The organism is Halobacillus litoralis (assembly GCF_020524085.2).
Taxonomy (GTDB): domain Bacteria; phylum Bacillota; class Bacilli; order Bacillales; family Halobacillaceae; genus Halobacillus; species Halobacillus litoralis_E.
Genome location: NZ_CP129016.1, coordinates 1,416,493 through 1,435,293, shown reverse-complemented (window position 1 = coordinate 1,435,293; position 18,801 = coordinate 1,416,493). Strand labels below are relative to the sequence as shown.

At 46.0% G+C, this 18,801-nt stretch carries 21 protein-coding genes and 2 pseudogenes; 5 read left to right on the top strand and 18 right to left on the bottom strand.

What is annotated here, in order from left to right:
* Nucleotides 1-52 precede the first annotated feature (52 nt).
* The 14 genes and pseudogenes from hutG to LC065_RS07275 all read right to left on the bottom strand — a co-directional run bounded on the left by hutG (nucleotide 53) and on the right by LC065_RS07275 (nucleotide 14,968).
* On the bottom strand, nucleotides 53-991 hold the full coding sequence (gene hutG, locus LC065_RS07340; RefSeq protein WP_226592634.1) for a formimidoylglutamase: 939 nt from the start codon (nucleotides 989-991) through the stop codon (nucleotides 53-55).
* Nucleotides 954-2,235: pseudogene (hutI, locus tag LC065_RS07335) on the bottom strand (imidazolonepropionase). Before hutI ends, hutG begins: the two are co-directional and overlap by 38 nt.
* Complete coding sequence (hutU, locus tag LC065_RS07330; RefSeq protein WP_306163855.1) at nucleotides 2,235-3,899, bottom strand: urocanate hydratase; 1,665 nt, start codon at nucleotides 3,897-3,899, stop codon at nucleotides 2,235-2,237. Before hutU ends, hutI begins: the two are co-directional and overlap by 1 nt.
* Nucleotides 3,883-5,424 (bottom strand): histidine ammonia-lyase, encoded by a 1,542-nt coding sequence (gene hutH, locus LC065_RS07325; RefSeq protein ID WP_226592824.1) that lies wholly within the window; start codon nucleotides 5,422-5,424, stop codon nucleotides 3,883-3,885. Before hutH ends, hutU begins: the two co-directional genes overlap by 17 nt.
* A 119-nt stretch (nucleotides 5,425-5,543) precedes the next feature.
* Nucleotides 5,544-5,982: pseudogene (hutP, locus tag LC065_RS07320) on the bottom strand (hut operon transcriptional regulator HutP).
* 119 nt (nucleotides 5,983-6,101) lie between these two features.
* Nucleotides 6,102-6,779 carry a YesL family protein gene (locus LC065_RS07315; RefSeq protein ID WP_306163854.1) on the bottom strand — a complete coding sequence of 226 codons (678 nt, stop codon included), beginning with the start codon at nucleotides 6,777-6,779 and terminating at the stop codon, nucleotides 6,102-6,104.
* A gap of 62 nt (nucleotides 6,780-6,841) precedes the next feature.
* Nucleotides 6,842-7,810: a sugar phosphate isomerase/epimerase family protein gene (locus tag LC065_RS07310; protein ID WP_160910995.1), complete on the bottom strand. Its 969-nt coding sequence runs from the start codon at nucleotides 7,808-7,810 to the stop codon at nucleotides 6,842-6,844.
* A 22-nt stretch (nucleotides 7,811-7,832) separates the two neighbouring features.
* Nucleotides 7,833-8,870, bottom strand: a complete 1,038-nt coding sequence (locus LC065_RS07305; RefSeq protein ID WP_306163853.1) for a Gfo/Idh/MocA family protein — start codon at nucleotides 8,868-8,870, stop codon at nucleotides 7,833-7,835.
* Nucleotides 8,867-9,907 (bottom strand): Gfo/Idh/MocA family protein, encoded by a 1,041-nt coding sequence (locus LC065_RS07300; protein WP_226592644.1) that lies wholly within the window; start codon nucleotides 9,905-9,907, stop codon nucleotides 8,867-8,869. The genes LC065_RS07305 and LC065_RS07300 overlap by 4 nt, the downstream gene beginning before the upstream one ends.
* Before the next feature lie 13 nt (nucleotides 9,908-9,920).
* Nucleotides 9,921-10,643, bottom strand: a complete 723-nt coding sequence (locus LC065_RS07295) for a ThuA domain-containing protein (protein WP_160910989.1) — start codon at nucleotides 10,641-10,643, stop codon at nucleotides 9,921-9,923.
* 50 nt (nucleotides 10,644-10,693) lie between these two features.
* The gene (locus LC065_RS07290; RefSeq protein WP_264187874.1) at nucleotides 10,694-11,740 is read right to left on the bottom strand and encodes a LacI family DNA-binding transcriptional regulator; all 1,047 of its coding nucleotides are present in this window, start codon (nucleotides 11,738-11,740) and stop codon (nucleotides 10,694-10,696) included.
* A 58-nt stretch (nucleotides 11,741-11,798) separates the two neighbouring features.
* Complete coding sequence (locus tag LC065_RS07285) at nucleotides 11,799-12,623, bottom strand: carbohydrate ABC transporter permease (protein WP_160910985.1); 825 nt, start codon at nucleotides 12,621-12,623, stop codon at nucleotides 11,799-11,801.
* A complete protein-coding gene (locus LC065_RS07280; protein WP_226592648.1) occupies nucleotides 12,623-13,483 on the bottom strand; it encodes a carbohydrate ABC transporter permease in 861 nt (286 codons plus the stop codon). The genes LC065_RS07285 and LC065_RS07280 overlap by 1 nt, the downstream gene beginning before the upstream one ends.
* A gap of 177 nt (nucleotides 13,484-13,660) precedes the next feature.
* Nucleotides 13,661-14,968 carry an ABC transporter substrate-binding protein gene (locus tag LC065_RS07275; protein ID WP_226592649.1) on the bottom strand — a complete coding sequence of 436 codons (1,308 nt, stop codon included), beginning with the start codon at nucleotides 14,966-14,968 and terminating at the stop codon, nucleotides 13,661-13,663.
* A gap of 363 nt (nucleotides 14,969-15,331) precedes the next feature.
* Between LC065_RS07275 and LC065_RS07270 the strand changes: the two genes are divergently transcribed.
* Complete coding sequence (locus LC065_RS07270) at nucleotides 15,332-15,769, top strand: Hsp20/alpha crystallin family protein (RefSeq protein WP_226592651.1); 438 nt, start codon at nucleotides 15,332-15,334, stop codon at nucleotides 15,767-15,769.
* Here LC065_RS07270 and LC065_RS07265 read toward each other — a convergent pair.
* On the bottom strand, nucleotides 15,763-16,179 hold the full coding sequence (locus tag LC065_RS07265; protein ID WP_226592652.1) for a hypothetical protein: 417 nt from the start codon (nucleotides 16,177-16,179) through the stop codon (nucleotides 15,763-15,765). The two genes, LC065_RS07270 and LC065_RS07265, sit on opposite strands and share 7 nt — an antisense overlap.
* Nucleotides 16,180-16,222: 43 nt before the next feature.
* Here LC065_RS07265 and LC065_RS07260 point away from each other — a divergent pair, with 43 nt between their 5' ends.
* From LC065_RS07260 to LC065_RS07250, 3 genes are read left to right on the top strand one after another with little or no spacing between them, the layout of a single operon-like run.
* Entirely contained in the window at nucleotides 16,223-16,420 is a 198-nt protein-coding gene (locus tag LC065_RS07260) for a hypothetical protein (protein WP_226592654.1), read from the top strand.
* Nucleotides 16,421-16,425: 5 nt separating this feature from the next.
* Nucleotides 16,426-16,749, top strand: coding sequence for a hypothetical protein (locus tag LC065_RS07255; RefSeq protein ID WP_226592655.1), 324 nt, complete (start codon nucleotides 16,426-16,428; stop codon nucleotides 16,747-16,749).
* A 1-nt stretch (nucleotide 16,750) separates the two neighbouring features.
* Complete coding sequence (locus LC065_RS07250) at nucleotides 16,751-17,041, top strand: hypothetical protein (RefSeq protein WP_226592657.1); 291 nt, start codon at nucleotides 16,751-16,753, stop codon at nucleotides 17,039-17,041.
* Here the strand turns inward: LC065_RS07250 and LC065_RS07245 are convergent.
* From LC065_RS07245 to LC065_RS07235, 3 genes are read right to left on the bottom strand one after another with little or no spacing between them, the layout of a single operon-like run.
* A complete protein-coding gene (locus LC065_RS07245) occupies nucleotides 17,026-17,283 on the bottom strand; it encodes a hypothetical protein (RefSeq protein WP_226592658.1) in 258 nt (85 codons plus the stop codon). The two genes, LC065_RS07250 and LC065_RS07245, sit on opposite strands and share 16 nt — an antisense overlap.
* A 10-nt stretch (nucleotides 17,284-17,293) precedes the next feature.
* On the bottom strand, nucleotides 17,294-17,539 hold the full coding sequence (locus LC065_RS07240) for a hypothetical protein (RefSeq protein WP_226592660.1): 246 nt from the start codon (nucleotides 17,537-17,539) through the stop codon (nucleotides 17,294-17,296).
* Nucleotides 17,540-17,575: 36 nt separating this feature from the next.
* Entirely contained in the window at nucleotides 17,576-17,773 is a 198-nt protein-coding gene (locus LC065_RS07235; protein WP_226592661.1) for a hypothetical protein, read from the bottom strand.
* A gap of 212 nt (nucleotides 17,774-17,985) precedes the next feature.
* On the opposite strand from LC065_RS07235, the gene LC065_RS07230 reads away from it, so the two are divergent.
* Nucleotides 17,986-18,750: a sugar phosphate isomerase/epimerase family protein gene (locus LC065_RS07230; RefSeq protein ID WP_226592663.1), complete on the top strand. Its 765-nt coding sequence runs from the start codon at nucleotides 17,986-17,988 to the stop codon at nucleotides 18,748-18,750.
* The last annotated feature ends 51 nt before the right edge of the window (nucleotides 18,751-18,801 follow it).

The following is an 18,801-nucleotide window of genomic DNA, read 5'->3' as shown; positions in this document are numbered from 1 at the left end:
TAGACCTGGTCATCCATGAAATGGATGACCAGGTCTAACAGTTATTTCCATATCACACATACATATACCTCATCATTACGTGAGCAGCAAGCCTGCTCGTCATATCTCTGAAGTCTTTGGTAGGGTCGACTTCCACGATGTCCATCCCTTTGACCAAAGGATGACGAGAAGCAATAGATACACTGTTTAGCAGCTCTCTCGCCGTCAATCCACCCGGCCCAATAGCCGGACAACCAGGTGCATACGCCTGATCGACCACATCCATATCAACAGACAAATAAATGCAGCTGCATTTATTTTCCAATATCTGTATGACCTGGTCTGTTAGATTATGGATGCCTTTCTCTTCCACGTCGGCCATGGTGTAGGTGTGGATGTTTTGTTCTCTGGCATAGTCGGCGTAGGCTTGGGCGTTGGAGAAGTCGCGGATGCCAATTTGGACGAGATCTTCGCCGCGGATGACTCCTTCTTCAATTAAACTACGAAAGGGGGTGCCGTTTGTCCGTCCGCCATCCTCGACATTTCGCAGGTCATGGTGAGCATCCCATTGGATGATTCCGATTCTCCCGTATTTCTCTTGAAAGGCTGAAATACCAGGGAAACTCACTCCATGGTCCCCGCCAAGCATGATGTATTTGGAACAAGCTTCTGTGTCAATCATTTCTCTGACACTTGTCCTCAGCCTCTTGCGTGTTTCCTCGTTATCCGTCGGATGCACCGGGACGTCACCAAAGTCTAACAACTTCACATCTTCATAACTTTTATCTCTCTCCCCTGAATACGTACTGTAAGCCCCCAGCGCCTTTCTAATCGACCCAGGTGCTTCCGATGCGCCTGACAATGAGATAGAAGTTTTAGATAAAGGCAGGCCGATGAGCCCTATATCTCCAGTTTTCCCAAGCTCATAATAAGAAACCGTTTCATCAACTTTCGTCGTATGACGATCTTTGAATCTAGCATCCCTGCCCGGGTTGAGGTACTGAAAAGACACGAGCGCCCCTCCTCTCCCACACCTTTCTTCCACTCTTCCATACAGCCTTGGCATGGTTCGCCGCATAGTGATACGGGATGTACTTATAATTCGGAACGTCCCACAGGACAACATCCGCTTTTCTCCCAACACTCAAACACCCGGCCACATCCCCTCTTCCAATCGCATGCGCGGCATTCACCGTCACACTATTCCATATCTCCTCCGGGGTCATCTTCATTTTCAATGCGGCAATCGACATGATCATCTGCAGGTTGTAGGTCACACAACTGCCAGGGTTGAAGTCGGTGGCCAGAGCAACGGCAGCTCCACGGTCGATCATTTTTCTAGCATTCGCGTAATGTTCTTTTCCTAAGTAAAAGGTGGTTCCCGGAAGCAGCACAGCGACCGTGTCTCCCTTAGCAAGGCTGTCGATTCCCTCATCAGAAGCTGCAACTAGATGATCTGCCGATGCCGCGCCCATAGAAACGGCAAGTTCTGTTCCTCCGAGCGGATCGATTTCATCGGCATGAATCTTCGTTTGGAATCCGAGTTCCTGGGAAGCTTTCATAAAACGACAGGACTGCTCAATGGTAAAGACACCTGTTTCACAAAAAATATCCGTAAACTCCGCCAGCCCATCCTCACTGATTTCAGGAAGCAGGCGGATCATTTCATCAAGAAATGCTTCTTCCTTCCCCTTGTACTCCGGCGGGATCGCATGAGGACCTAGAAATGTCGAAGCTAAATCGAGTAGGCTTTCTTCATTCAACCGCTTGACTACACGGAGCTGTTTCAACTCTGCTTCCCGTTCAAGACCGTAGCCGCTCTTCGCTTCAAGTGTTGTCACCCCATGAGCTGCCATCTGCTCTAACGTCTGTTTTGCTTTTTCATAAAGCTCCGTCTCACTCTCTGCCCGCGTCGCTTCCACCGTTGATAAAATCCCGCCCCCTTGCTGCAAAATCTCCAAATAAGGGACACCGGCCTGCTTCAATGCCATCTCATTTTCCCGTGAACCTCCGAAGACGAGATGGGTGTGCGGATCGACGAGACCAGGTGTTACAATTTTTTCCATAGCATCAACCCGCTCGCTGGCTTTTAGTTTCCGCCCTTCTTCGTTTGTACCGATCCAGGCGACTTTGCCATCTTGAAAAGCGATGGCCATGTTTTCTTTTACGTCCAGTTGCTTCATCGCACCCCCCTTTTAACGGACCCTCGGCAGGTAAAATCAATTGCCCAATATTTTCAATGAGTGTATCGTACATCACCGGCCCCTCCTCTTCATCGGAATATCAATCTCATGCTTATCTGCTTCTTCCACCGCTTTATCGTAACCCGCATCGGCGTGACGAAGAATGCCCATACCAGGATCAGTCGTCAGGACACGTTCCAACCTTTCTTCAGCAAGGTCGGTACCATCAGCCACAACAACCATTCCTGCATGAAGTGAGTATCCCATACCGACACCACCGCCATGGTGGAACGAAATCCATGATCCGCCGGCCGCTGTATTAATGAGTGCGTTCAACACCGCCCAGTCACCAACCGCATCACTGCCATCCAGCATCGATTCCGTTTCTCTGTTTGGTGAGGCGACCGATCCACAATCCAAATGATCCCTTCCGATCACCACGGGCGCACTCAATTCTCCTTTTCTCACAAGCTCATTGATTGCCATCCCCATCTTCTTCCGCTCACCGTATCCAAGCCAGCATATCCTTGATGGAAGTCCTTGAAATTGGACTTTTTCCTGTGCCATATCAATCCATCTCAAGAGCTTCTCATTTTCAGGAAAAAGCTCTCTGATCAGCTGGTCGGTACGATAAATATCTTTGGGATCGCCTGACAAAGCCGCCCATCGAAACGGTCCTTTCCCTTCACAAAAAAGAGGACGGATGTAGGCGGGCACGAAGCCATGAAAATCGAACGCGTCCTTTACGCCTTCCTCTAGTGCGACCTGGCGGATATTGTTGCCGTAATCGAAAACAATACTGCCTTTTCTTTGAAACTGAAGCATGAGTTCTACATGTTTAGCCATGGATTTTGATGAAAGGCGGACGTATTCATCCGGATTCTTATTCCTCAAGGATTCCGCTTCTTGCAGCGAATACCCAACAGGTACATAGCCATTCAGCGGGTCATGGGCAGATGTTTGGTCTGTAACAATATCGATATCCAGCACGTTTTGTAAAAGTCGTTCATGCATTTCTGCCGCGTTTCCTAACAGAGCAATCGAAAGAGCCTCTCCATTCGCCTTCGCTTCTTTTGCCCATAAAACAGCCTCTTCCATAGACTCTGTGCTCACATCGCAGTAGCCGGACTGAAGGCGCTTCGAAATCCGGTCAGGATCCACTTCGACCGCGATGACGACTCCACCGTTCATCGTAACCGCGAGCGGTTGGGCCCCTCCCATACCGCCAAGGCCTGCCGTCAATGTAATCGTTCCTTTCAAAGAGCCACCGAAATGTTTTTCAGCAAGGGATGCGAAGGTTTCATACGTTCCTTGCAAAATGCCCTGTGATCCAATGTAGATCCAGCTCCCTGCGGTCATTTGGCCGTACATCATCAGCCCTTTTTGATCGAGCTCATGAAAATGCTGCCAATTCGCCCACTTCGGGACCAGCACGGAATTCGAAAGCAGAACCCTCGGCGCTTTTTCATGCGTTTTAAAAACACCCACTGGCTTCCCGGACTGGACGAGCATTGTTTCATCTTTTTCCAGACGCTTCAACGTGGCAACGATCGCATCAAACGCTTCCCAGTTCCGTGCCGCTTTACCGATGCCCCCGTAGACGACGAGTTCTTCAGGGATTTCTGCGACTTCCGGATCAAGGTTGTTGCATAGCATCCTTAAGACCGCCTCCTGTTCCCATCCTTTACATTCCAACTGTACGCCAGTTTTTGCTTTCACCTTACGAGTTGTCGACATATGTTTCTCCTCCTTCATGAACGGATCGCCATTTTCTCCAATCAAAAGCACTCTCCTTCAACCATTTCTCTGCGTTTTCAATATCCTTAGAAAACACCCGGTCCTGCGTCACTTTCGGCACGACACTCCTTGCAGATTTCCAAAGATCCTGGGCAAGTAGCGATGCCCGCTCGATCCCCCTGAGTTCCAGCGCCTGAAGACTGCAAATCAATTCAATCGCTACCACTTTTGTCGCGTTGTCGATGACCATGGCCGCGTGCCGGGCTGCTGTTGTACCCATGCTCACATGATCTTCCTGATTCGCAGACGATGGAATCGAATCGACACTAGCGGGATGGGCGAGTGTTTTATTTTCAGAAACTAACGATGCAGCGACATACTGAACAATCATCAATCCTGACTCCAAGCCCGGATTGGCACTGAGAAACGGTGGAAAATCATTCAACTGCGGATTGACGAGTCGTTCAATCCTGCGTTCCGAAATGTTGGCTAGTTCACTGATCGCGATTTTTAAAAAGTCCATGGCAAACGCAATCGGCTGGCCGTGGAAGTTCCCACCGGATACGACTACTTTTCCACCTTCTAAAAGCAGCGGATTGTCTGTTGCCGCATTCATCTCAATCGTCAATTTTTCCCTTACGTAATCAAGCGTCTGCCACGTGGCGCCGTGCACTTGTGGAATACAGCGTAAGGAATAAGCGTCCTGTACCCTTTTTTCCCCTTGAAAAGTGACGAGGTGGCTACCGTTAATTAGGTGACGCATCCGCTCAGCCACCGCCATTTGTTCCGGGTAACCGCGCGCTTCATGGATGCTTGGATGAAAAGCATCACGGATGCCTTCCAGCGCCTGCAACGTAAGGCTTGCCACCCAGTCACACTGCAAAGCCAGCCGCTCCGCTTCGATGTAACTAATGACTCCAACTGCCGTCATCGCCTGCGTTCCGTTAATGAGCGCAAGCCCTTCTTTTGCCTTCAACGATAAAGGCTTCAATGACAGCCTCTGCAATATATCTTCTGTTGGATGCCGATCACCTTCGTAAAAAACTTCTCCTTCTCCCATCAGGACGAGCGCCAAATGGGCAAGCGGAGCTAAGTCCCCGGAAGCCCCGAGTGATCCTTGCGAAGGAATGACCGGATGGACGTTAAGGTTAACGAGATCGCATAACCGCTGGACAAGGACATCCCGGACGCCCGAATAGCCTTTCATGAGGGCATTTAACCGGAGTACCATCATGGCACGGCTCACTTTTTCAGAAAAAGGTTCGCCCACTCCGCACGCATGCGAACGGACCAGATGGTGCTGCAGGCTGTCGACATCTTCCGCAGCAATTCGGACATCACTTAATTTCCCAAAACCAGTATTGATGCCGTACACCGAGTGTCCTCTCGTCACGATTTCTTCGACGGTTTCTCTGCTTGCCCTAACATCGATGAGGCTCGTTTTTGATAAGCCGATCTTGGCATTTTCTAAGCATATTTCCTTCATCTGCTCGATAGATAAGTCTCTTCCATTCAGTTCGATCATCCACAATCCCCCTTTCACACGAAAAGATTCTGGTGGATTTTCTACAAAAAGAGGCGACAATGGCATAGGAAATACCATTGTCGCCCCCTCATCGCTCATGACTATAGGCCACCTATTCTTTATATATGATTGATACCGAGTCCAAATGTCTCATGTTCCAAACCTTTTACCGGAGCCCCGATCGTTCCGTAAAAAGCGACAGCGATCCACTCGCCTTCTTCAGATCTGTCATAAGGCTTTCCACGAACGACGGCAAAGCGAAGTCCAACGGTCCTCATCATGTTACCGACTCCAATTTGTCCCCGCGTCACGCCCTGCAAGGATTCTAAGATCGCATGATAAAGGGCATGCGTCTCCCTGTAGACATTTTCTGCGATTATGCCATTCCGTTTGGCAGCGGTTTCGACTGCCGCAATAACTTTTTGCACTTCCATCGAACCCGCTTTCCCCTGGGCAGTATTCCACTTTCTCGAACGCGGGCGCAAAAAGCTCCATCTCGTTCTCATCCAGGGAAGCAAGCAGCATCGCAAGCTTTCCTATTTTCACCGTCTGGGTCATACCATCTCCACCCTACTCATCACTAATAACTACTTAAATTGTAACCGCTTTCTTAATTGTCTGCAATACAAAAAAGATGACCTCATCCAAATGGACCAGGTCATACATTATTTTCCATATTATTCAGTTTTAAATATAGCCTGTAGTAGGCGGAGAAAGCGAGAAAGGCGATGATGGATCCGGTGAAGATCGGGATGATTAGCGGGAAGATGTACAGACTGACAGCCAGAATGAATCCCGAACTGATGGCAACCGTCAAAAACAACACCGGACTGACAAACGTAAGCATAAACGCTTTTTTTCAGCGCCGCTCCTACTTTCAAATTAAAATGGACGAGCGTACTGAATGTGTTAATCGTGTAAACAAAAAGCAGGATTACCAAGATAAGAAACAGATTCATGAGCAAGGAACTCGTCGTAGAAAAATAATAAAGATCGGCGGCGAGCACACTCCACAGAATGGTAAGAACGATTCCAGCCTTCATGCTGTTTTTGTAATTCTCTTTGTAATAGCTGAGGTAAGAGCGATCAGCGGTTTCTTTATGATCTTTCCTCACCCAGTCGCGCGCCTTTGCAAACATGGCGGTCGTGGCGGGGAAAAAGATGAAAGGCAGCAAAAGGACAAGCGGCGGCAGCAAATACCACAATTCCTGTATGTCTCCCACGTTCAATAAGCTCAATAATAATAGTGCGACAGGCAGATTGAACACGGTCCACTGCAAGTTGGTCAATGCGAACTTACTGATCCATTCGCTGACGGCGTATAATCCGCCTCTGATTCCTGATGACTGTTTCATAATCTTCCCCTTCCTCAATAAAAAACCCCCTCAAAAGTCTGAGGGGTTTTGTCATTTCCTAGTTACGCCCACCACATCTCCGTTGCCGGTTCTTCAATCAGCACGGATTTCAAATTTTTCACGGCTTGATTGAATCCTTCGTTGATTGACATGATCGGATCTTCGTGCTCGATACTTACGACATGATCGTAGCCGTACGTACGAAGAGCACTGATGATGTTAGACCATTCTTCAATTCCGTGTCCGTAACCAACGGAGCGGAAACTCCAGGCGCGTGTCTGCACGTTTCCGTAATTCTGCATGTCTGTCAAACCGTACATGTTGACGTTATCCTGATCGATGTACGTGTCTTTCGCATGGAAGTGGTGGATGGCATTTTCTTTACCCAAAATCTTGATAGCTGCTACTGGATCGATGCCCTGCCACCACAAGTGACTTGGATCAAGGTTTGCCCCGATGGCGTCACTGGTTGCTTCACGAAGCTTCAACATCGTGTAAGGCGTATGGACAAGGAATCCCGCATGCAGTTCAAGACCGACTTTTACGTTATGTTCTTCAGCAAACTTCCCTTGTTCTTTCCAGTAAGGGATCAGTTTTTCATTCCACTGCCATTCTAACACATCTGAATACTCCGGAGGCCATGGAGTGACCGGCCAGTTCGGAGCTGTATCGTTTTCGTGTCCGCCCGGTGTACCTGAGAAGGTGTTTACAACAGGGACATCCATCAAGCTTGCCAGTCTTACTGATTTTACAAACGCTTCATGGGACTCTTCTGCGAAGGCTTTATCCGGTGAAACCGGGTTGCCGTGACAGCTGAAGGCACTGATTGTAAGCCCGCGGTCATGGACCTTCTTTAAGTACTCATTTCGTTTCTCTTCACTTTCAAGGAGCTCATCTACGTTACAGTGAGCATTACCAGGGTAGCCGCCTGTCCCGATTTCGACCGCTTTCAAGCCTGCTTCTTTCGCGTGGTCCAACATTTCTTCAAATGATTTATCGGAAAATAATACAGCAAAAACGCCTAATTTCATGAACAATCTCCTCCTGCTAGGTTTATAGTTTCACACTTGTACCTGTTTCACTGCTTTGATAGATCGCTTCCATCAATTTCGTTACCTTCAACGCTTGTTCTGGTTTCACGACTAATTCGTCATTTCCTAAACAGCTGTCGATAAAATTTTCCGCCTGAGCAAGACCAGGGGTCGGCTCACCTTCCCGGATTTTCGCCGTACTATCGAGTAAAGCGCCGTATTTAGCTTGGTAGAGTTCAAAGGGATAGACACTGAGTCCACCGTCGACACCAGAAATCGAAAGCGATGTGTGGTCTTCCTTAATGTTGGCCGCCCAGGAGCATTCAAACTGCATGGACTCTCCATTTTCAAAGGTAATGTAACTGGTCACATGATCATCAACGTTGAACGATTCATGATCGAATGCTCCCCAGTCGTTCACCTGTCCTGGAGTCTTGCTTAGACGGTCATACGTACGTCCCATCACCTCGACAGGTTTGGGATCATCGAGAAGCCAAAGCGCAAGGTCGAGCAAATGACAGCCGAAATCGATCAGACTGCCGCCACCTTGCAAATCTTTGTTCGTGAACACGCCCCAACCTGGGACTTTCCGGCGTCGCATCGCCTGGACTCTCGTTACGAGAGGATCTCCAATTTCATTATTGAGGGTTGCTTTTTTAGCCAGCTGCGCTTCCGGTGTGTACCGGTAATGATAGGCAATCGATAAAAGACGGTCATTCTTTTCTGCCGCTTCCATCATCGCTTCGCATTCCTCTGTCGTAATCGCCATCGGCTTTTCACATAACACGTGTACGCCAGCTTCAAGGGCGGCAATGGAAATCTCCGCATGAAACTTGTTCGGCGTACAAATCGTGACCGCATCGACTTTTGAAAATAGATCCTTATATTCTTTGAAAACGTAGGGAATCTCGTGGGCTTCGGCTACTTCTTCCGCTCGTTCTACATTCACATCCCGGACAGCCGTCAGCTCCACTTTGTCTTTTAAATCAAGGAAAGAGGGAATATGCCGTCCTTGGGCAATTCCCCCTACTCCGATGATTCCCATTTTTAAACGTGTCATTTGGTGACTTTCTCCAGGCTGCTGATTTGTCTCGTTTCGCCTGAGCGGAGGGCACCGAGGATGACTTCCAGTGATTTCATACCTTCTTCTCCAGTGATGAGAGGCTCGGTATCATTCACAATGCTGTCAACGAAGTGGTCAATAACGTGAGAATTGCTTTGTCCGCCTTCTTCGTTGGATTGGATTTTTCCAAGTTGATATTTGACGATATCGCCATTGGTGTATTGAGCGACCAAGGAGTATTCTGGATCGTCTTCAAGGCGAAGCGTTCCTTTTTCCCCGTAGATCACTGTCGAGTTGTCTTCATTCGGATTGTATGCCCAGCTTGCTGCCATCGTTCCGACGACGCCGGATTGAGAACGTAGAATACAGACTGCATTATCATCGACAGTAATGTCTTTCTTCGCATTGTTCTCGACAAAACCTGCCACATCGACGAATTCTTCGCCAAGGATGTAACGGAGCAAGTCTGCTTTATGTACTCCTAAGTCACCCATGGCACCGATGAACGCCTGATCCTTCTTGAAGAACCAGCTGTCTTCTCCTTCTGCACTCCATCCTTCTGGTCCACCATGGCCGAAGGTCGTACGGAAGCTGTAGACTTTTCCGATGTCACCTGATTCGATCAGTTCCTTCGCTTTTACGTGAGAAGGGACGAAACGTTGGTTGTGGGCGATCATCAATTTCTTCCCGTTCTTTTCAGCGGCTTGAATCATTTCTTCCGCTTCTTCTTTAGATGTTGCCATCGGCTTCTCACAAAGGACATGGGCGCCCGCATTCAGCGCAGCAATGGAAACCGGTGCATGCAAGTAGTTCGGCAGGCAGACGCTAACGGCGTCCACTTCTTCTTTCTTTAATAGCTCTTCATAATCGGTGTAAAGTGTCGCACCGTGCAACTGGGCTACTTCTCTCGCCCGTTCTTCGGCAATGTCACAGACCGCTTTGATTTCTACATTTTCATTCGCTACGTATTCCGGAAGGTGACGATTTTGAGCAATACTTCCGCATCCAATTACAGCAATTTTCAATGGTGACATAGTAAAAGCTCCTTTATGATTTAGTTGAAATTTCTTCTAAAGGTTGTGCATTTCCGTACACAGGTGTCGGTGTTTCCGTGTTGTTTACCCATTTCACACCATTACGGATGACGGTTTGTACTTCTTTGTTGTAATACGTCGGATACGTTTCATGTCCCGGACGGAAGTAAAAGACTTTCCCTCTGCCACGACGGAAAGTGGCACCACTACGGAACACCTCTCCACCTTCGAACCAGCTGACGAAAATCAATTCTTCAGGTGTCGGGATATCAAAATGTTCACCGTACATTTCTTCTTTTTCAATTTCGATGAATTCGCCGATGCCTTCGGTGATCGGGTGACTTGGATCAACGACCCAGATTCGTTCTTTCTCATCCGCTTCACGCCATTTCAAGTCACAGGACGTGCCCATCAATTTTTTGAACGGCTTGGAAAAGTGCGCGGAGTGAAGAACGACAAGTCCCATGCCTTCGAGTACGCGCTGCTTAACTTTTTCCGCGATTTCATCCTGGACTTCATCATGGGCTTTGTGTCCCCACCAAACGAGTACATCTGTTTCTGCAAGGACTTCATCTGTCAATCCATGTTCTTCCTCGTCCAGTGTCGCTGTTTTTACATTTTCATGGTCTTCCCCAAGGAAATCCGCGATCGCACTATGAATGCCCTCCGGATAAATATCAGCAACGACCTGGTTCTCTTTTTCATGACGGTTTTCATTCCATACTAGTACGTTCATGTTCATTCCCCTTTTCAATAAAAATAAGCGCTTTCTTTCTATGAGAAAAATTAATCCGTTTGTTTGATCGCTTTCCTTGGGTGACAGGAATCCCGTTCGACGATGACCGTCGGGATGATCACACTTTTTTTGATCATGTCCGGCCGGTTCAATAAATCGATCAAGCTTCTGGCTGATTCATGGCCCAATTGAAACGACTGCGTATCTACTGTTGTGAGTGCAGGATTAGATAAACGGGCAATCATCGTGTTGTTGAAACCGACGATGCTCATATCCTCCGGCAGCTTCAAACCTTTGGAGGTTAAAGCTCTCATGACAGTCAATGCATTATAGTCATCTGTGATGACAAGGCCCGTCGGTGGATCCTTCACCTGCAACAATTCCTCCACCACTTGATCGGCATCCGCCAGTCCGGATTGGATATTTTTTTGTAAGTTCTTGTCCTCTTCTAAATGACCATTCGCCAAAGCTTGTCGAAATCCTTCTAAACGGTCCCGCGCTACTTCAAAATGGTAGTCGCCTCCGATAAAGCCGATCCTCTCATGACCCAGTTGAATTAAATGGTCGGTCACTTCTTTACTTGCGAGGATGTTGTCATTATCTACAAACATCGTTTCACCTGCTCGATTCACAGGTTTACCGACCATCACGAAAGGAAAGTTGCAATCCCGCAAGTATGGGACGACTTGATCATCTTCACGGGAGTACAAGACGATGACACCATCGACCCGCTTGCCTTGCACCATTTTGACAACTTCTTTAAAAATCGCTTCTTCCGTGTTGCCTGTCGTCAAATAAATGCTGTAATCCTCTTCATGACATGCATCACTGATTCCCCTCAACAATTCTGAGAAAAAGGGGTTATCGAAAGAGTGGACGGTAGAAACTTTGGTTACAATGCCGATTGTCTGCGTCGATTGACTGACGAGGACACGGCCGTTGTAATTGATGTGATACCCCAGTTCCTCCATCACTTTTCTCACTTTCCGCTTTGTCCGTTCACTGATCCGCGGACTATCGGAGATGACTCTGGATACCGTAGAAGGAGCGACATTCGCAACTCTCGCCACATCTTTAATCGTGACAGACACGCCCATCGCCTCCTTTCCTCTATTCATCTTTCATTTTCTAATTCAAACCCATTGTATGGAATGCTTATTTGACAGCACCTTCGGATACGCCGTTGATGATTTGTTTTTGTGCGAAGAAGTAGCCGATGATGACCGGCAGGATGGCGATCGTCAGACCTGCAAGTGCCAAGTGCCATTGTTTCGTATATTGACCGAAGAAGTAGAACATCTTCAATGGAATCGTCGCATTGGATTCACTCAATACAAGGGAAGGTAGTAGGTAATCGTTCCAGATCCAAATGACGTTCAAGATCGCTACGGTCACGGAAATCGGCTTTAACAATGGGAAAATGATGTACCAGAACGTTTGAAAACGGTTCGCTCCATCGATGATGGCCGCTTCATCCATGGATTTCGATATCCCTGTCATCGCTCCGTGATATAGGAAGATCGACAAACTACAACCGAAACCAAGGTACATGAAGATCAATCCACCAGCGTTCAACATGTCCGCTTGCCCGAAAATAGAGACGAGTGGAATCATGACTGACTGGAATGGGATCAACATCGCAGCAACGAAGATGAAAAAGATGATGCCGCTGAGTTTACTTTTGTTCCTTGCTAATGCATACCCAGCCATAGAAGAGAACAGGATGATGATAGCGATACTCAAACCTGTAATCAAAACAGAGTTAAACAGCGACTTCAAGAAGGCCAAATCGATGAATGCTTCTACAAAGTTTGAGAATACGGCTTCTTCAGGGAATCCGAGAACGCCAGAAAAGATGTCCCGCTTTGTTTTGAATGCATTGACAATCATCAAATAGAAAGGCGCAATCCAGATGAGACCAAGCAGAAGGCCGAGAATTTCAATGGAAATTAAATTCCGTTTTTCTTTATTCTTTTTCATTACATCTCAACCTCCCGTTTCTTGTTGTAATACACTTGCGTCAATGCTATGACAGCAACGATCAAGAAGAAGATCACAGCTTTGGCCTGAGCGTAAGCCATTTGATTATCAGAGAACGCCGTACGTACAATTTCCATCGCTACCATTTGCGTCGAGTTAAATGGTCCGCCATTTGTCAGGGACAAGTTCTGATCATAGATCTTGAAGGCCATGGAAAGCGTCAAGAACATACTGACCGTGAATGCCGGTGCAACGAGCGGGAACGTGATGTTTTTGAAGCGTTGGAAGCTGCTTGCTCCATCAATTTTCGCTGCTTCAATCAATTCTTTTGGAATGTTTTCAAGGTAAGCAATGTAAATGATCATGATATACCCAGCCATCTGCCATGCAGTCAGGATGACAAGGCCCCAGAAACCTGTGTTCGTCGTAGAAAGCCAACCGTTCAATCCTTCGATTCCAGTAAGACCGGCAATATCCCCAAATACGCTGATGAAGATAAACTGCCAGATAAACCCTAAAATCAGACCACCGATCAAGTTCGGCATAAAGAATACAGTCCGCAAAAGGTTGCCTGACTTGATATTACGAGTAACAAGAAGAGCCAGCCCAAGGCCCATGATGTTCAAAAGGATGACGGTTACAACGGCAAATTTCACCGTAAACCAAATCGAATCCATGAATTCACTTTCTTGGAAAAGTTTAATGTAATTCTCAAAACCTATGAATGCATTTGCTGTAATCCCGTTCCAATCCGTGAAGGAATAGAAGAGACCATATAAGAATGGAATGACGACGACTATACCAAGACCCATGATTACCGGCGTCAGGAACAACCAGAAAGATAAACTTCGATTCTGCATGTAATTACTCCTCCAATACTTTAAGCGGTGCGAACCGCACGTTATGATATCGATTTCATATGATTGGATAAAACATCCCATCTATTAACATACTTACCTATTTAAATATCCTAATAGAGGGGATCTTTTATAGTACCAGTAAGGGCAGCAAGCCCTTACTGGTTCCAATTCTACTGCTTATTGACGAGCATCTTCCCAAGCTTTTGTTGCTCTTTGTTCTACTTCTTCCCAGCTGATGTCTCCAGCAAGGTATTCTTGTACAGCTACTCCGAACGCGTCTTCAGTCCAGCCAGTCGGCGCGCCAAGGAAGACCCATCCAAGTGTGTTGCCTTCGTTTGCATACTCATAGATTTCCTGAGAAATCGGATCTGCAATTTCCTGATCTTCATACCCTTCGTATGCAGGGATGAACTTGAATTCTTCCGTTACGAATTGCTTTCCTTTTTCAGAAGTGTACATCCAATCTAAGAAGTCCTTACTTGCTTGTACCACTTCTTCTTCAGACTCTTTGTTCACAACCCAGTAGTTTGGTACACCGACTGGGATGCTTCCTTCGTAACCCTCTACAGGGATTGGAAGAATTCCGACGTTGTTCTCAGCAAATTCAGGATCCATGGATTCAACTGTGTTGTAAACCCAGTTCCCTTGCTGAATCATCGCAACTTTCCCAAGAGAGAAGTTTTCTTCAACTTGTTGAGAGTAGTCAAGGCTGAGTGTCGGTTGAACAGAATACTCATTTTGAAGGTCGACGAAACGCTTCATTTGGTCACCCATTTGGAACTCAATCGTGTCCGCTTCATAAGCTTCCATAATGTCATTGTTGAATTCATCTGCGATATACGCATTGGCTAAGTGGTTACCGATGACCCACTTCTCTTTAGCCGGGAAGGCAAATGGTGCATCGATTCCAAGCTCACCTTTTTGATCTTCCAACGTTTGAACAGCTTCTTCTAGAGCTTCAAATGTTGTGATTTCTTCAGCATTGATTCCTGCTTCTTCAAAAACTTTCTTGTTGTAAAGAAGTCCGTATCCTTCCTGGTTGAAAGGAAGACCTAACACTTGATCATTACGAGATACGCCGGAAAGTGTGCCTTCAAGAGCTGCATTTGCTGCATCTGTATCCGAAAGGTCCGCTAAGTATTTCTCATATTCATCGACATCTGTCGGTCCACCGACGTTGAAGATGTCAGGCTCTTCTCCAGAAGAGAAAGATGTCTTCAAGGAAGCCCCGTAGTCGTTTCCTCCACCAACGGTTTTAACGTTGATGTTCACGTCCGGGTTTTCTTCTTCGTACATGGAGACAAGCTCTTCAAACTGGTCCTTGAACTCTACTTTGAACTGAAAGACATCGACAGTAACGGCATCGCCTGAAGCATTGTCATCTGAACTGCTGCTGTCGTCTGAACCAAATGAACAACCAGAAAGAGCTACAGTGGACGCCAACAATGCTGTCGCAATCCCAGAATAAAATTTGTTTCTTTTCATTTCATCCACCCCTATTTATTATTAATCTTTGAATCCGCTTACAAACCACATCTAAGAAAAGAGTTTTTCAACTTGTGAAACCCGAGCGCATACGTTTGCGCAAATGGCAGTTAAAAAACTCATCAGCTTGTCCACAATGAGTATAAAAAGTGCTATTGATTAAGATGTGAATACGTTTGCACAAAATTCATTGATTAATGAAGTTGAGTAAATCATAACACGGGGGTCATACAAATACAACAGCATTTTTCAAATAATTCGCCAAATAGACAGCGTTTACATAAATTCGATTATTCCCTCCTTTATGTGTGATGTCATGAACATCCGGGTATCTACATACTTTGTAAGAGTGAGGTGAAAGAAATGAAGAAAAAGAATGGCCCGATCAATTGGGAGGCTTTTTCAGAAAATGTAGAGAAGGTGTTAGGAGAGGACTTCTGGAACGACATGCACCATGTGATTCCAAAGCGCGGTCCTGCTTACGACTTTTTTGAAACGGAAGATCAGGCTGTCCTTGTCATTGAACTGCCAGGCTTAACAAAGAGCGATCCGGTCTATCTGACCCAGGAGGGCACTTCTATGATTATCAGAGGAGAGATTACTCCCCATTACCCCGTAGCAGAAGAAGATCTAATCCATAACGAACGATTGAAAGGAAGCTTTAAACGGGTGATTCCTATCCCCTTCCATTTTACTGCGGAAGATATCGTGACTGCCTACAAAGATGGTCTATTGACGGTCACCATTTTGAAACGTCAGAAAAACAGGGATATTCCCATTGAATTAGAGGACCATCAATAATGCAAAAAGATCTCTTTTTCATCGGAGCTCTTTTTTTGTAGACGAACTTCAATTGCCCCGTCCTGGTACTGTGCATACCCATTTCTTCTGCTCGTCTGAGCTGGAAGCGCAATTTCCATCCTTTCAGCCCATATCCCGCTTACAAAAAGCTTCCCGCTTCCAACACTCAATCTTATCCCTTCTACATCCACTTCGTAAGGAACGGGAATGATGACGACAACTTCCTTCATCAGCTCCATCACTTTATAATCACTGTGCGATTGTTTTGGTTTCTGTTGGTCTTTTGGGGCTAGAGCTTCCTGGATCGACTTTTGTACGAAATCATTCATTTTCCCCATATCCATTAGATCATCAGGAAGAAAAGAGCTGTCTTTCCCCAAAGGATTGAACCAATTCATAATGTCTTTCATGCTTATCTTTTCCTTTCATACATTAGTCATAGGAGGTGATGATATGAGTCATATTCAATTTAAGAATTTGTCCGTTGACCAAATCAGTGCCACATCGGGGATTTTTTCAGGAACAAACCTCCAATCGGGTTTTAAAGCCGTTCAGCAAAATTCGGAAGGAAATGGAAGAATCATCGGTCATAAAAACACCCTCCAACATAATAAACATTTAGTCATCAAACGGCCTTCTAAAAGAGTGTAGACGTCATGTTCTTTAAAAAACGTCGTCAAAAGCGAACGGATATTGATGATCTTGTAAAAGAAATACATGAATTGAAACAAGTGATCCAAGGGATGCAGGGAAAGCATGTGGAATACCATATTCATTTTGACCAAGTGGATATCCATGACCCCAACCTTGAGCAGCTGACGTTCCAGTTGGATCATTTAGATATCGATGAATTAAGCGGAGCCCTGAACATGGGGAACAATTTCGGCGTGAATGTCAAACCGAAAAATTCTTCCCGTCCAGAATTGAGCCGCACAGACAACGGTTTAAAATTCAGCTTCAAATCAAAGGAGGATTCCTGATATGGCCGGTTTATCTCCTTACTTTTTCATAGGAAACATAAGGATTGGAACCATTGAAAATGCCTCGTGTCTAAACATGGGAAACAATATCCCGACAGGGTTTGAGAGTCACCAAAAGCATAACCAAGGATTCGGGAACGTATTTGGCGATGGCAATACTCTTGAAGGATTACGTTCTATTTTAAGTGACTCTGCCATCCTTGACCTGATGTCACAGGAAAACGACCAGGAAATTCCAGAATGGGTCCAAAAACTAATGGAAAAGAAAATGGAGGATCATCCTGTAGAATGATCGGCTCCATTCTCCTTTTTTGAAGGACTTGCCATTTGTGTAATCGGCATATCGATTTCATCATCATCATGAATCACATTGACATTATAAGAAATGATGTTCCCATCCCCTACGACTGTACCAAGGGCAGCATTCTGTTTTTCCTGCGTTTCCCAATGGGTCTGGGTATTCGGACCAACAAATATGCCAGAGTTATTCGTCATATGGTTGACATAGATGGAGTCAAATTTGATATCGATCAAAAGCCCTCCCCTAGTATTGGACGTTTGGTTGAGGGTTGCTGATGGTCGGGTTAACGATCGGTGTATCAGTGACATCATTATCAATAATGGTATTCACATTGTTGGTCGCAATGAAAAAGCCAACGGGAATTCCTGCAGCATTGTTGTTCTTCCCTTGCCAGGACCAATCAGGCTGATTGTTCTGCCCTGTAGATATGATTCCATTCTCAGTAATCGAGTTGACAGCAATTTGATTGAAGACGACGGATACGGGCATTCCTATTCACCTCACCTTTTCTTCTGATATCCTATTCTAGAACATTTGGAATGTGTCTTTTTCGGACAAACCTACTTCTCCCCCATTCTTCCCGTAACACTCAAAGCACAAATCAATTTCAAGGGTCGATCCATCAGTAACCGTACACACGTCATAGTCACGAAGCTCTTTTTTACACATACAGCAAACGCTGTGAACGTCATTCATTTCTTGCATCGTCTCTTTCCAATTCATTCGTACCCCACCTTTGATTGTTTGGTTATAGCGCTATCTTACGCGGTATCTAAACACTTTCAAAATCAGCAAAATGGCGCTTCTCCTCTACCTTTGATTGACATATTTCTACTTTCTGTGGGTTATTTTTCATTTTCGGAAGGGAATTCGACAATGGAAATCTAATTTTGATAAGAGGAGTAGAAAATGAAGATGAAAGGAAAGGGATCGATATGAACACACCTATACCTATCGCAGTACAGCTTTATACTTTACGAAATGAAACAGCGCAAGACTTCGCCGGCACGTTAAGAAAAGTCGCCGATTTAGGCTTTGATGCCGTCGAGTTTGCTGGTTTTGGTGACATGAACGCTTCTGAAGTCAAACGCTTATTAGATGAACTTGGTTTGAAAGCCGCTTCCAGCCATGTCCCTTTGGAAGAACTGAAGAACAATCTACCACAGGTCATTGAGGATCAAAAGACGATTGGAAGCGAATATGTGGTTTGTCCTTACATCGAGGATCGAAGCGAATCGGATTATATGAATTTAATTGAGGATTTGAAAAAAATCGGTGATGAATGCCGCCAACATGGGCTTACTTTGTGCTATCATAATCATGACTTCGAATTGGATCCGCTGCCGGATGGAAGAAAACCTCTGGAAGCAATCCTTGAGGAAACGGATGAAAACCAAATCCAGGCGGAGTTTGATATCTACTGGCTTCAAAAGGCAGGCGACCAACCTTCTGCATGGATTGATCGCTACCAGGGACGTACTCCATTGATTCATTTGAAGGACATGACTCTTGATGAAGAACAATACTTCGCGGAGCTCGGGACAGGCGGTGTGGATTTGGATACGGTGTTTGTTCTTGGCGAGAAAGCCGGAGTAAAGTATTGGATCGTCGAGCAAGATGAAAGCAGACGCACCCCTTTAGAAAGCTTGGAGATCAGTATGAATTACTTAAAAGAGAAGTTTCCTCAACTGAATAAATAAACGGAAGGGCGTGATTTTTTTCACGCTCCTTCTTTATGTAGGGAGACACAC

Bases quoted from the DNA above. Each gene is read 5' to 3' on its own strand.
- LC065_RS07280 (WP_226592648.1), bottom strand. From the start codon at position 13,483: ATGCAGAATCGAAGTTTATCTTTCTGGTTGTTCCTGACGCCGGTAATC.
- LC065_RS07270 (WP_226592651.1), top strand. From the start codon at position 15,332: ATGAAGAAAAAGAATGGCCCGATCAATTGGGAGGCTTTTTCAGAAAAT.
- LC065_RS07265 (WP_226592652.1), bottom strand. From the start codon at position 16,179: ATGAAAGACATTATGAATTGGTTCAATCCTTTGGGGAAAGACAGCTCT.
- LC065_RS07290 (WP_264187874.1), bottom strand. From the start codon at position 11,740: ATGGGCGTGTCTGTCACGATTAAAGATGTGGCGAGAGTTGCGAATGTC.
- LC065_RS07315 (WP_306163854.1), bottom strand. From the start codon at position 6,779: ATGAAACAGTCATCAGGAATCAGAGGCGGATTATACGCCGTCAGCGAA.
- LC065_RS07230 (WP_226592663.1), top strand. From the start codon at position 17,986: ATGAACACACCTATACCTATCGCAGTACAGCTTTATACTTTACGAAAT.
- LC065_RS07305 (WP_306163853.1), bottom strand. From the start codon at position 8,870: ATGACACGTTTAAAAATGGGAATCATCGGAGTAGGGGGAATTGCCCAA.
- LC065_RS07235 (WP_226592661.1), bottom strand. From the start codon at position 17,773: ATGAATTGGAAAGAGACGATGCAAGAAATGAATGACGTTCACAGCGTT.
- LC065_RS07295 (WP_160910989.1), bottom strand. From the start codon at position 10,643: ATGAACGTACTAGTATGGAATGAAAACCGTCATGAAAAAGAGAACCAG.
- LC065_RS07310 (WP_160910995.1), bottom strand. From the start codon at position 7,810: ATGAAATTAGGCGTTTTTGCTGTATTATTTTCCGATAAATCATTTGAA.
- LC065_RS07285 (WP_160910985.1), bottom strand. From the start codon at position 12,623: ATGAAAAAGAATAAAGAAAAACGGAATTTAATTTCCATTGAAATTCTC.
- LC065_RS07260 (WP_226592654.1), top strand. From the start codon at position 16,223: ATGAGTCATATTCAATTTAAGAATTTGTCCGTTGACCAAATCAGTGCC.
- LC065_RS07240 (WP_226592660.1), bottom strand. From the start codon at position 17,539: ATGCCCGTATCCGTCGTCTTCAATCAAATTGCTGTCAACTCGATTACT.
- LC065_RS07300 (WP_226592644.1), bottom strand. From the start codon at position 9,907: ATGTCACCATTGAAAATTGCTGTAATTGGATGCGGAAGTATTGCTCAA.
- LC065_RS07250 (WP_226592657.1), top strand. From the start codon at position 16,751: ATGGCCGGTTTATCTCCTTACTTTTTCATAGGAAACATAAGGATTGGA.
- hutU (WP_306163855.1), bottom strand. From the start codon at position 3,899: ATGTCGACAACTCGTAAGGTGAAAGCAAAAACTGGCGTACAGTTGGAA.
- LC065_RS07255 (WP_226592655.1), top strand. From the start codon at position 16,426: ATGTTCTTTAAAAAACGTCGTCAAAAGCGAACGGATATTGATGATCTT.
- hutH (WP_226592824.1), bottom strand. From the start codon at position 5,424: ATGATCGAACTGAATGGAAGAGACTTATCTATCGAGCAGATGAAGGAA.
- LC065_RS07275 (WP_226592649.1), bottom strand. From the start codon at position 14,968: ATGAAAAGAAACAAATTTTATTCTGGGATTGCGACAGCATTGTTGGCG.